Annotated in this window: 9 protein-coding genes, 1 rRNA gene and 2 riboswitches; of the genes, 8 read left to right on the plus strand and 2 right to left on the minus strand. The window is 39.3% G+C overall.

Annotated features, from left to right (window positions below; all coding sequences use genetic code 11):
* Positions 1-166: 166 nt before the first annotated feature.
* Complete coding sequence (locus tag NSS97_RS01485) at positions 167-796, plus strand: redox-sensing transcriptional repressor Rex (RefSeq protein WP_000372704.1); 630 nt, start codon at positions 167-169, stop codon at positions 794-796.
* Between the two features lie 29 nt (positions 797-825).
* Here the strand turns inward: NSS97_RS01485 and NSS97_RS01490 are convergent, their stop codons facing one another.
* Positions 826-1017: a YdiK family protein gene (locus NSS97_RS01490; RefSeq protein ID WP_001246201.1), complete on the minus strand. Its 192-nt coding sequence runs from the start codon at positions 1015-1017 to the stop codon at positions 826-828.
* The gene (locus NSS97_RS01495) at positions 1014-1763 is read right to left on the minus strand and encodes a CPBP family intramembrane glutamic endopeptidase (RefSeq protein ID WP_002063533.1); all 750 of its coding nucleotides are present in this window, start codon (positions 1761-1763) and stop codon (positions 1014-1016) included. The genes NSS97_RS01490 and NSS97_RS01495 overlap by 4 nt, the downstream gene beginning before the upstream one ends.
* 401 nt (positions 1764-2164) lie before the next feature.
* Here NSS97_RS01495 and groES point away from each other — a divergent pair, with 401 nt between their 5' ends.
* From groES to NSS97_RS01530, 7 genes are all read left to right on the plus strand, one after another.
* The gene (gene groES / locus NSS97_RS01500; protein WP_002009985.1) at positions 2165-2449 is read left to right on the plus strand and encodes a co-chaperone GroES; all 285 of its coding nucleotides are present in this window, start codon (positions 2165-2167) and stop codon (positions 2447-2449) included.
* Between the two features lie 37 nt (positions 2450-2486).
* A complete protein-coding gene (groL, locus tag NSS97_RS01505; RefSeq protein WP_002029451.1) occupies positions 2487-4121 on the plus strand; it encodes a chaperonin GroEL in 1635 nt (544 codons plus the stop codon).
* Positions 4122-4260: 139 nt separating this feature from the next.
* Positions 4261-4362, plus strand: a riboswitch (purine riboswitch).
* A gap of 165 nt (positions 4363-4527) precedes the next feature.
* Positions 4528-6066 carry a glutamine-hydrolyzing GMP synthase gene (guaA, locus tag NSS97_RS01510; protein WP_131929478.1) on the plus strand — a complete coding sequence of 513 codons (1539 nt, stop codon included), beginning with the start codon at positions 4528-4530 and terminating at the stop codon, positions 6064-6066.
* A gap of 155 nt (positions 6067-6221) precedes the next feature.
* Positions 6222-6323: riboswitch (purine riboswitch) on the plus strand.
* Between the two features lie 128 nt (positions 6324-6451).
* A complete protein-coding gene (locus tag NSS97_RS01515) occupies positions 6452-7777 on the plus strand; it encodes an NCS2 family permease (RefSeq protein WP_002091603.1) in 1326 nt (441 codons plus the stop codon).
* Between the two features lie 145 nt (positions 7778-7922).
* Positions 7923-8624 (plus strand): response regulator transcription factor, encoded by a 702-nt coding sequence (locus NSS97_RS01520; RefSeq protein WP_044440799.1) that lies wholly within the window; start codon positions 7923-7925, stop codon positions 8622-8624.
* Entirely contained in the window at positions 8608-10113 is a 1506-nt protein-coding gene (locus NSS97_RS01525; RefSeq protein ID WP_341111282.1) for a sensor histidine kinase, read from the plus strand. Before NSS97_RS01520 ends, NSS97_RS01525 begins: the two co-directional genes overlap by 17 nt.
* A 294-nt stretch (positions 10114-10407) precedes the next feature.
* Positions 10408-11959 (plus strand): 16S ribosomal RNA (locus tag NSS97_RS01530).
* The last annotated feature ends 36 nt before the right edge of the window (positions 11960-11995 follow it).

Consider the following 11995-nt stretch of genomic DNA (forward strand, 5'->3'; position numbering starts at 1 on the left):
CTTAACTTTGCCATGTTTATATTTCTCAATCATACTAAAAATAGTGTATAGTTTAAAATAAAGAGAGAATACTTCTTCTCTTTATTATACAAGGAAATTCATGAGTACTAAACTTCTGTATTTGATTCAAGTATAAGAATAAAGATAGGAAGAGAGGAGAGGTTATATGGATCAGCAAAAAATTCCACAGGCCACTGCCAAACGATTGCCTCTATACTATCGATTTATCCAAAACTTATCTCTTTCTGGTAAGCAACGTGTTTCATCAGCCGAATTGAGTGAAGCGGTAAAGGTTGATTCCGCAACTATTCGAAGAGATTTTTCATATTTTGGAGCGTTAGGGAAAAAAGGATATGGATATAACGTAAATTATTTATTATCATTTTTCCGTGAAACACTCGACCAAGATGATATAACACGCGTGGCACTTATTGGAGTAGGTAATTTAGGGACCGCTTTCTTACATTATAATTTCACGAAAAACAATAATACAAAAATTGAAATGGCGTTTGATGTTAGTGAAGAGAAAGTTGGAACAGAAATCGGAGGCATTCCTGTATATCATTTGGATGAACTAGAAGAACGTTTATCAACTGATATACAAGTGGCAATATTAACGGTACCCGCTACAGTAGCGCAATCTGTGGCAGATAGATTGGCAGAAACGAACGTGCATGGTATTTTAAATTTCACACCAGCACGCTTAAATGTGTCAGAGAATATAAGGATTCATCACATTGATTTAGCTGTAGAGTTACAAACACTTGTTTACTTTTTGAAGAATTATCCACAATAAAACGCAGAGGAGATGACCTCTGCGTTTTATTATTGTTTTTTCTTTGTGAATTTAACTAAGATAAGGCGAAGTGCCAAATTAAAATCAATTGTTGCCATAACTGCAAATAGTATTGTCCACATATTCCAGATTGTATCTGTTACGTTCGTAATGGCGAAGCGTGTAAAGATACATCCAAGAAGAAAGTACAATGCAGCCATGAACAATGGTGAGTTTCTCATACTAAAAATCCTCCGATAAAGCCTTGCATTTTTTCAGCTTCTTTAATCATTTCTTGAATTTGCTCATTGCTCATAAAAATTTGTCCAATAGCGACTAATGTATTCATTGCCACATGGGCTGCTATAGGAACGATAATGCGTTTCGTTTGTACATATAAAAAGGCGAATACGAGCCCCATAGAAGTGTATACCAATAAGTGAGTAAAATCAAAATGAATCGCCGCGAATACAAGTGAACTAATGATAGCAGCAACAAAGAAATTAAATCTCTTATAAAGTGTGCCAAATAAAATTTTTCTAAATACGATTTCCTCTAAGATAGGTCCGATTATAGATACAACAATGAGGAACCAAGGTGTCGTTCTTGCAATTTCCATCAGCTTCATTGTATTTTCCGAACCTTGTTTAATTCCTAGTAGACGCATTTCGATCATACCGGCAATTATTTGGGAAGAGAAAGCTAAGAGAATACCGATTATAATCCAACCAACTGTAGCTGGGATCGTAACACGCATTTTATCTAAATGCCTGTCACGAATATCTATTCTAAGTAACCAAAGCACGATACATAATGCAACAAAGAAGCTAATGATTGCCCAATGTCCCGTTATGATTTGACCTTTTTCCTCCATGGTAAATCCCCTATTATCATAGAGTCCTGTTTTTAGGAGTAGTGGTAAGCCAACAATTCCAGATAACTGCATTAAAATGTATGTAACGATAATCCACCAATATTGTTTCTTCAAATGGTTTAACCATCCTTTCTAACGCTAGTGTATGAGATAAGGTAGGATAACATGTAAATATGCTACCTACGATATAAACTTTCATTTGAATTATATTTTTTTTGTAAATAAGTATTTGAAAATAAAATAGGAGACAGGAAAAAGTTGTACGTTTAGCGAAAACAACTTAGGGTGTCTTTCATATTGTAACATACAAGAAGTGGGAACAACGATTCATATAGTAAAGGCAGTAGAAGAAGTAATGATATCAGGAAAGTGCATAAAGTAATTTGCGAAAAAATTATGATTTTTTTACTTGCAAAAGAAATTGAGATTATTTATTATTAGAAGTGTGTTAGCACTCGTGTGACTTGAGTGCTAATAAATAAAATTTACATAACAAAATGAGGAGGTTATTGTTCATGCTAAAGCCATTAGGTGATCGCGTTGTAATTGAACTTGTTCAAGCAGAAGAAAAAACAGCAAGTGGTATTGTATTACCAGAAACTGCAAAAGAAAAACCACAAGAGGGTAAAGTTATTGCAGTAGGTACAGGCCGAGTGCTTGAAAATGGTGAGCGTGTTGCTTTAGAGGTAGCAGCAGGTGATCTTATCATCTTCTCAAAATATGCAGGTACTGAAGTGAAATACGAAGGTACAGACTACTTGATTTTACGTGAAAGTGACATTTTAGCAATTATCGGTTAATTATATACATTTTAAAAATCCAAGGGGGTCAATTATTATGGCAAAAGATATTAAATTTAGTGAAGAAGCACGTCGTTCGATGCTTCGCGGTGTCGACACTCTTGCAAACGCAGTAAAAGTAACGCTTGGACCAAAAGGTCGTAACGTTGTACTTGAGAAAAAATTCGGTTCACCACTTATTACAAATGACGGTGTAACAATCGCAAAAGAAATCGAATTAGAAGACGCATTCGAAAACATGGGTGCGAAATTAGTAGCAGAAGTTGCTAGCAAAACAAACGATGTAGCTGGTGACGGAACGACAACTGCAACTGTATTAGCGCAAGCTATGATTCGTGAAGGTCTTAAAAACGTAACAGCTGGTGCAAACCCAATGGGTCTTCGTAAAGGTATCGAAAAAGCTGTTACTGCTGCAATTGAAGAATTAAAAGCGATTTCTAAACCAATCGAAGGTAAATCTTCTATCGCACAAGTAGCTGCTATTTCTTCGGCTGACGAAGAAGTAGGTCAATTAATCGCTGAAGCAATGGAGCGCGTTGGTAACGACGGCGTTATTACTTTAGAAGAATCTAAAGGATTCACAACAGAATTAGACGTAGTAGAAGGTATGCAATTTGATCGTGGATATGCATCTCCTTACATGATTACTGATTCTGACAAAATGGAAGCAGTTCTTGATAACCCATACATTTTAATTACTGACAAAAAGATTTCTAACATTCAAGAAATCTTACCAGTATTAGAGCAAGTGGTACAACAAGGTAAACCACTTCTTATCATTGCTGAAGATGTAGAAGGCGAAGCGTTAGCTACATTAGTAGTGAACAAACTTCGTGGTACATTCAATGTAGTTGCTGTTAAAGCTCCTGGATTTGGTGACCGTCGTAAAGCAATGCTAGAAGATATCGCAATCTTAACTGGTGGCGAAGTAATCACTGAAGAATTAGGACGTGACTTAAAATCTGCTACAGTTGAATCTTTAGGACGTGCTGGTAAAATTGTTGTAACGAAAGAAAACACAACTGTAGTTGAAGGTATTGGAAATTCACAACAAATCGAAGCTCGCATCGGTCAAATCCGCGCGCAATTAGAAGAAACTACTTCTGAATTCGATCGTGAAAAATTACAAGAGCGTCTTGCTAAACTTGCGGGCGGTGTAGCAGTAATTAAAGTAGGTGCAGCAACTGAAACTGAGTTGAAAGAGCGCAAACTTCGCATTGAAGATGCACTTAACTCAACTCGTGCAGCAGTAGAAGAAGGTATCGTTGCAGGTGGTGGTACTTCACTTATGAACGTATACACAAAAGTAGCTTCTATCGTAGCTGAAGGCGACGAAGCAACAGGTATCAACATCGTACTTCGTGCACTAGAAGAGCCAGTTCGTCAAATCGCAATCAACGCTGGTCTAGAAGGATCTGTAGTTGTAGAGCGTCTAAAAGGCGAAAAAGTAGGCGTTGGTTTCAATGCAGCTACTGGCGAATGGGTTAACATGCTTGAGTCTGGTATCGTAGATCCAGCTAAAGTAACTCGTTCTGCACTTCAAAACGCAGCATCTGTTGCAGCTATGTTCTTAACAACTGAAGCTGTAGTTGCTGACAAGCCAGAACCAAATGCACCAGCAATGCCTGACATGGGCGGCATGGGCATGGGCGGTATGGGCGGAATGATGTAATTCCGTTCTCCCGAAAAACATCCACTTCTATATAGAAGTGGATGTTTTTTTATGTTTTTGAGCGCAGGAAAATAATTTCTGTAGAATTTTGTCGCTTTCTCTCTTGACCATACCGATACTTCATTGTTAGAATCTAGGAAGATAATATAAAACAATCCTTCATATATCCTCGATGATATGGTTTGAGAGTCTCTACCGGGTTACCGTAAACAACCTGACTATGAAGGCAGTGCGTCTTATATTTATAAAGAGCGGAAGACTATCTTTCTTTATAAAGCCAGACCCCTGCCTTTTCTTTGTCATGAGACTAGAGGCGGAGGACTGGCTTTTTTTATTATATTAGTAATGCTTTTCGCTAAATTGGTGAAAATATTTATATACGAGAACTAACGTTGGGGTGATTATTTTGAAGAAGCAGCATGATACAATTATCGTTTTAGATTTTGGGAGTCAGTACAATCAGTTAATAGCACGTCGAATTCGTGAGTTCGGTGTATACAGTGAACTTCATCCACATACAATTACTGCAGAAGAAATTAAAGCAATGAATCCAAAAGGGATTATCTTCTCTGGTGGACCAAATAGTGTATACGGTGAAGGTGCATTACATTGTGATGAAAAAATCTTTGAACTAGGATTACCGATTTTCGGTATTTGTTACGGTATGCAGCTTATGACACAACACTTCGGTGGTAAAGTAGAACGTGCAAACCACCGCGAGTACGGAAAAGCTGTTCTTAAAGTAGAGAACGAATCAAAATTATATACGAACCTTCCAGAAGAGCAAGTTGTATGGATGAGCCATGGTGATTTAGTAACTGGTTTACCTGAAGGATTCGTAGTAGATGCAACAAGTGAGTCTTGTCCAATTGCTGGTATGAGCAATGAAGACAAAAACTTATACGGTGTACAATTCCACCCAGAAGTACGTCACTCTGAGCACGGTAACGATTTAATTAAAAACTTCGTATTCGGCGTATGTGGTTGTTCTGAAGGATGGAACATGGAGAACTTTATCGAAGTAGAATTAGAGAAGATCCGTGAAACTGTTGGAGACAAAAAAGTACTATGCGCACTTAGCGGCGGTGTAGACTCTTCTGTTGTAGCAGTATTAATTCATAAGGCGATTGGCGACCAATTAACATGTATTTTCGTGGACCACGGTTTACTTCGTAAAGATGAAGCAGAAGGTGTTATGAAAACATTTAGCGAAGGCTTCCATATGAACGTTATTAAAGTGGATGCACAAGAGCGCTTCATGAACAAGTTAAAAGGTGTAGAAGATCCAGAGCAAAAACGTAAAATCATCGGTAATGAATTCATTTACGTATTTGATGATGAAGCTTCTAAATTACAAGGAATGGACTTCCTAGCGCAAGGTACACTTTATACAGACATCGTTGAAAGTGGTACAGCAACTGCACAAACAATTAAATCTCACCATAACGTTGGTGGACTTCCAGAAGACATGCAGTTCAAATTAATTGAGCCTTTAAACACTTTATTTAAAGACGAAGTACGTGTATTAGGATCAGAACTAGGAATTCCTGATGAAATCGTATGGCGTCAACCGTTCCCAGGTCCAGGACTTGGTATTCGTGTATTAGGTGAAATTACAGAAGAGAAATTAGAAATCGTTCGTGAATCAGATGCGATTTTACGTGAAGAAATTATAAAAGCAGGATTAGACCGCGAAGTTTGGCAATACTTTACTGCGCTTCCTGGTATGCGTAGCGTAGGTGTTATGGGTGACGAGCGTACTTACGATTACACAGTAGGTATCCGTGCAGTAACATCTATCGATGGTATGACAGCTGACTGGGCACGTATCCCTTGGGACGTATTAGAGAAAATCTCTGTACGTATCGTAAACGAAGTAAAACACGTTAACCGTATCGTGTATGATATAACGAGTAAGCCACCAGCAACTATTGAGTGGGAATAGTATTGTAATAAAAAAGATCCATCTATCGTTCATGTATAGATGGATCTTTTTGTTTTTGCCATTAATACGAACGAAAATATAAAAGTTTATAAAAATGTTCGTTTTTAAATTGACAAAACCACCTCCTCGAGTTAATATGAGTATGTAATTCAAACGAAAAGTGAATATTATGCCGTCGTATAATATCGGGGATATGGCCCGAAAGTTTCTACCTAGCTACCGTAAATGGCTTGACTACGAGGCGTTTTGATAAAGATGAGGGGAAACTTGTCTTTATTCATAGAACGCTTCCATATATATGCAATGGAAGCCTTTTTTATTTTTATAGATAAAAGAGGGCTAGGGTGAAATACGGCGAGTAATCATATAACGGGGGAAACGTAAGATGAAACGCTATTTTCAGTTTGATGAACTCGGCACAAATTATAAAACTGAGTTCATAGCAGGTTTAACGACATTTCTATCTATGGCTTACGTACTATTTGTCAATCCTGCTACGCTGTCGCTTGGAAATGTTAAAGGATTACCGGCAGGTACAGGAATGGATCCAGGTGCAGTATTCGTTGCTACAGCATTAGCAGCGGCGATTGGTTCGTTAATTATGGGGATATTTGCGAAGTATCCGATTGCTTTAGCGCCAGGTATGGGAATAAACGCGTTCTTTGCTTATACAGCGGTGTTAACGATGGGAATTCCGTGGCAAACGGCGATTGCTGGAACATTAATGTCAGGTATTATCTTTATTATTCTTACTGCTTCAGGTATTCGTGAAAAAATTATTAATGCAATTCCAGTAGAGTTAAAGTTTGCAGTAGCGGCGGGTATTGGATTATTCATTGCCTTCCTTGGATTCCAAAACGCTGGAATTATCGTAAAGAATGATGCTGTTCTTGTTGGATTGGGGGATTTAACGAAGGGCACAACGTTATTAGCAATTTTCGGAGTTGTTACTACAATCATTTTCATGATTAAAAAAATAAATGGTGCAGTTTTCTACGGTATGATCCTTACAGCGATCTTAGGAGTAGCAACGGGATTAATTGATACTCCAAAAGCTGTAGTGGGAGCAATACCGAGTCTAGAACCAACGTTCGGGGTAGCATTAACTCACTTTGGAGACATTTTCACTGTTGAAATGGCGATTGTTATTATAACGTTCTTCTTTATCGATTTCTTTGATACAGCAGGTACGCTTGTAGCGGTTGCGAATCAAGCGGGATTAATGAAGAATAATAAATTACCACGTGCAGGTAAAGCGTTATTTGCAGATGCGATTGCAACTGTAATTGGTGCGATTTTAGGTACATCAACAACAACGTCTTACATTGAATCGTCTGCGGGGGTAGCAGCAGGAGGACGTTCTGGATTTACAGCGGTTGTAACAGCAGGGTTCTTCTTACTGGCACTATTCTTCTCACCGCTATTAAGTGTTGTGACACCAGCTGTAACAGCGCCAGCATTAATTATTGTAGGAATCTTGATGGTTTCATCTTTAGGAGAAATTGATTGGAAGAAATTCGAGATTGCAGTGCCAGCGTTCTTTACTATCATTTCAATGCCACTTACGTATAGTATCGCAACAGGAATTGCAATCGGGTTTATCTTCTATCCAATTACAATGGTTGTGAGTGGCCGTCGTAAAGAGATTCATCCAATTATGTATGTTATGGGAGTTTTATTCGTACTATATTTCATCTACGTTCGTAAATAAAAGGGGTTTTTTGAAAGGTCTAGACTTGAGGGGAGTCTAGACCTTTTTTGCGTCTTCAGAAAATCTTAAGGATTTCCGAGCGTTTTTCTTCAGAAGTTTTCCTATAATAGAAGTTAGGGATTAAAAAACTGATGGGGGAGATAGTATGGCCGGGGAAACGATACTTGTCGTAGATGATGAAAAAGAAATTAGGAATCTTATTACAATTTATTTAAAGAACGAAGGATATAAAGTACTGCAAGCGGGGGACGGAGAAGAAGGATTACATATATTAGAAGAAAATGAAGTGCACTTAGTTGTATTAGATATTATGATGCCAAAAGTAGATGGTATTCATATGTGTATGAAAGTAAGGGAAGCGAAGGAAATGCCGATTATTATGCTTTCGGCAAAAACGCAAGATATGGATAAAATTTTAGGATTAACAACAGGTGCAGATGATTATGTAGCAAAACCGTTTAATCCGTTAGAGTTAATCGCAAGAATTAAATCGCAGCTACGCCGTTATATGAAAATGAATGGCTTTGCTATTCAAAATGAGGACGAGTTAGAAATAGGAGATATGAAAATAAACATCTCAACTCATAAAGTCATTGTAGGGGGAGAAGAAGTAAAACTAACTCCAAGGGAATTCTCAATTTTAGAATTGCTAGCTCGTAATCCAGGTATGGTCTTTAGCGCTGAGCAAATTTATGAAAAAGTTTGGAACGAAAGATCTTTCCAGTCTGATAACACTGTAATGGTGCACATTCGAAAAGTGCGTGAAAAAATTGAAGAGAATCCAAGGAAGCCAAGGTATATAAAGACAGTATGGGGAGTGGGGTATAAGGTTGAAAAAGATATTTAATCCGTTTACTTATGTTAGGAAAACTAGAAAGTTGATTGAAAAGGTAGTGAAGAGTGTTCGGCGGAGTATCCGAATTCAGCTTATTACTGCGTTTACTGCGTGTGCGTTATTAGGAGTTTTATCATCAAAAGCAGCAGCGCCATTTTTTGAGAATGCGAATCGGGAGGCTACGATCGATTATCGGGCAGGTATGGAGCAAATTAACCAACAAGCTCAAAGTGTGGCAAATAATTCAGTTCATGAAAATAAATTAGAAGCTATATCCGATATGATCGAAATGGAGAACCAAAATTTAGAACGAGGATCTAGAGCTTTAAAAATATTGGTTACTGACGAGAGTGGCAAAGTTTTATATAAAACGAAGCAGGCGCAAGAAGAGCAAATCGATTTGCATAATACGATTCGTAATGCAGCATCATTTGCGATCAACTATTCAAATGGTCGAGATGCATTTGAAAATACGAGAAAAGAATTTATAGCTTTTTCACCTATTACAATAGAAGATAAGAATTTGTACATGTTCGTTAGCGGGATTCCGGATGGTGTAGTCATGTATGAGACACAGGAAGGGCCATTCCCATTTTTAATTGGGGTACTCGTATTCATTTTCTCTTTCTTCTATATAACAAAGAGAAAGATGAAGCAAATTGAAGCGATGGCACAAGGTGTAAAGGAAATAGAAAAAGGAAACTTAGCGTACCGTATTGAGAAGAAAGGTGAAGATGAGATTGCGTCTTTAACTGAGAATATTAATAATATGGCGGAAGAGCTTATGAACAATATAGAAAAAGAGCGTACATTAGAAAAACAGAAAAACGAGCTTATTACAAATGTATCTCATGATTTACGGACACCACTTACTTCTATTATGGGATACTTACGATTACTTAGAGACTCTAAATATGAAAATAAAGAGCAATATGATGAATATACTAGAATTGCTTTTGCAAAGTCGGAGCAGTTAAAGAATTTAATAGAAGATTTATTTGAGTATACGAAGTTAACGAATGAACAAGTTGTATTAGAAAAACAGGAAGTGTGTGTAAATGAGTTACTTGATCAATTAATAGAAGAGTTAGTACCACAAGCGGAAGAGCATGGCCTTATGTTTGTTAAGAAGTTTCCTGAGGAACGTGCATATGCGATGATTGATTCGGAAAAGATGGTCCGTGTATTCGACAACTTACTAATGAATGCAATTAAGTATAGTAAAGATGACGGAGAGATAAAAGTTTCTCTTCAAAGGCAGCGCAGGAATATACAAATTGTTATTGCGAATCATAGTGAAGAGTTTACGAGAGAAGAGTTAGGGAACTTGTTTGAACGGTTTTATAAGAAAGATCAATCTAGAAGTAGAGTAACAGAAGGTTCGGGGCTCGGATTAGCTATTGCGAAAAGTATTGTTGAGTTGCAAGGTGGTAGTATTCGAGCTGAGTATGAGGACGGGATCGTTCAGTTCATCGTTTCATTACCAATTATAGAAAAATAATAAATGAATAGAATGTTATAGGATAAAAAGGCTTATTTTAAAAGGAATAAGCCTTTTTATATTTTTTTAGAAAAACATATTGACGATTAGAGTTTAGAGGTGTAATATAAAACAAGTCGCCGATAGCAACAACGCAGAAAGCGACAAACGAAATAAAAAACTTAGTTGACATTAACTAACGAAGATGTTAACATAAGGGAGTCGCAAATGAGCGGCAAACAAGTTCTTTGAAAACTGAACGAAACAAACAACGTGAACGTCAATTTTTATTTTTAGATGCTAGACAAACTAACTTTATTGGAGAGTTTGATCCTGGCTCAGGATGAACGCTGGCGGCGTGCCTAATACATGCAAGTCGAGCGAATGGATTAAGAGCTTGCTCTTATGAAGTTAGCGGCGGACGGGTGAGTAACACGTGGGTAACCTACCCATAAGACTGGGATAACTCCGGGAAACCGGGGCTAATACCGGATAATATTTTGAACTGCATAGTTCGAAATTGAAAGGCGGCTTCGGCTGTCACTTATGGATGGACCCGCGTCGCATTAGCTAGTTGGTGAGGTAACGGCTCACCAAGGCGACGATGCGTAGCCGACCTGAGAGGGTGATCGGCCACACTGGGACTGAGACACGGCCCAGACTCCTACGGGAGGCAGCAGTAGGGAATCTTCCGCAATGGACGAAAGTCTGACGGAGCAACGCCGCGTGAGTGATGAAGGCTTTCGGGTCGTAAAACTCTGTTGTTAGGGAAGAACAAGTGCTAGTTGAATAAGCTGGCACCTTGACGGTACCTAACCAGAAAGCCACGGCTAACTACGTGCCAGCAGCCGCGGTAATACGTAGGTGGCAAGCGTTATCCGGAATTATTGGGCGTAAAGCGCGCGCAGGTGGTTTCTTAAGTCTGATGTGAAAGCCCACGGCTCAACCGTGGAGGGTCATTGGAAACTGGGAGACTTGAGTGCAGAAGAGGAAAGTGGAATTCCATGTGTAGCGGTGAAATGCGTAGAGATATGGAGGAACACCAGTGGCGAAGGCGACTTTCTGGTCTGTAACTGACACTGAGGCGCGAAAGCGTGGGGAGCAAACAGGATTAGATACCCTGGTAGTCCACGCCGTAAACGATGAGTGCTAAGTGTTAGAGGGTTTCCGCCCTTTAGTGCTGAAGTTAACGCATTAAGCACTCCGCCTGGGGAGTACGGCCGCAAGGCTGAAACTCAAAGGAATTGACGGGGGCCCGCACAAGCGGTGGAGCATGTGGTTTAATTCGAAGCAACGCGAAGAACCTTACCAGGTCTTGACATCCTCTGAAAACTCTAGAGATAGAGCTTCTCCTTCGGGAGCAGAGTGACAGGTGGTGCATGGTTGTCGTCAGCTCGTGTCGTGAGATGTTGGGTTAAGTCCCGCAACGAGCGCAACCCTTGATCTTAGTTGCCATCATTAAGTTGGGCACTCTAAGGTGACTGCCGGTGACAAACCGGAGGAAGGTGGGGATGACGTCAAATCATCATGCCCCTTATGACCTGGGCTACACACGTGCTACAATGGACGGTACAAAGAGCTGCAAGACCGCGAGGTGGAGCTAATCTCATAAAACCGTTCTCAGTTCGGATTGTAGGCTGCAACTCGCCTACATGAAGCTGGAATCGCTAGTAATCGCGGATCAGCATGCCGCGGTGAATACGTTCCCGGGCCTTGTACACACCGCCCGTCACACCACGAGAGTTTGTAACACCCGAAGTCGGTGGGGTAACCTTTATGGAGCCAGCCGCCTAAGGTGGGACAGATGATTGGGGTGAAGTCGTAACAAGGTAGCCGTATCGGAAGGTGCGGCTGGATCACCTCCTTTCTATGGAGAATTGATGAACGCAGTTCATCAATAAAC

This window comes from Bacillus sp. FSL R12-0074 (genome assembly GCF_038005725.1).
In the GTDB taxonomy this organism is placed as follows: Bacteria; Bacillota; Bacilli; order Bacillales; family Bacillaceae_G; genus Bacillus_A; species Bacillus_A mycoides.

Excerpts from the sequence above, each read along its gene's own strand:
- groL (WP_002029451.1), top strand. The coding sequence starts at position 2,487 with ATGGCAAAAGATATTAAATTTAGTGAAGAAGCACGTCGTTCGATGCTT.
- NSS97_RS01515 (WP_002091603.1), top strand. The coding sequence starts at position 6,452 with ATGAAACGCTATTTTCAGTTTGATGAACTCGGCACAAATTATAAAACT.
- NSS97_RS01490 (WP_001246201.1), bottom strand. The coding sequence starts at position 1,017 with ATGAGAAACTCACCATTGTTCATGGCTGCATTGTACTTTCTTCTTGGA.
- groES (WP_002009985.1), top strand. The coding sequence starts at position 2,165 with ATGCTAAAGCCATTAGGTGATCGCGTTGTAATTGAACTTGTTCAAGCA.
- NSS97_RS01485 (WP_000372704.1), top strand. The coding sequence starts at position 167 with ATGGATCAGCAAAAAATTCCACAGGCCACTGCCAAACGATTGCCTCTA.
- NSS97_RS01520 (WP_044440799.1), top strand. The coding sequence starts at position 7,923 with ATGGCCGGGGAAACGATACTTGTCGTAGATGATGAAAAAGAAATTAGG.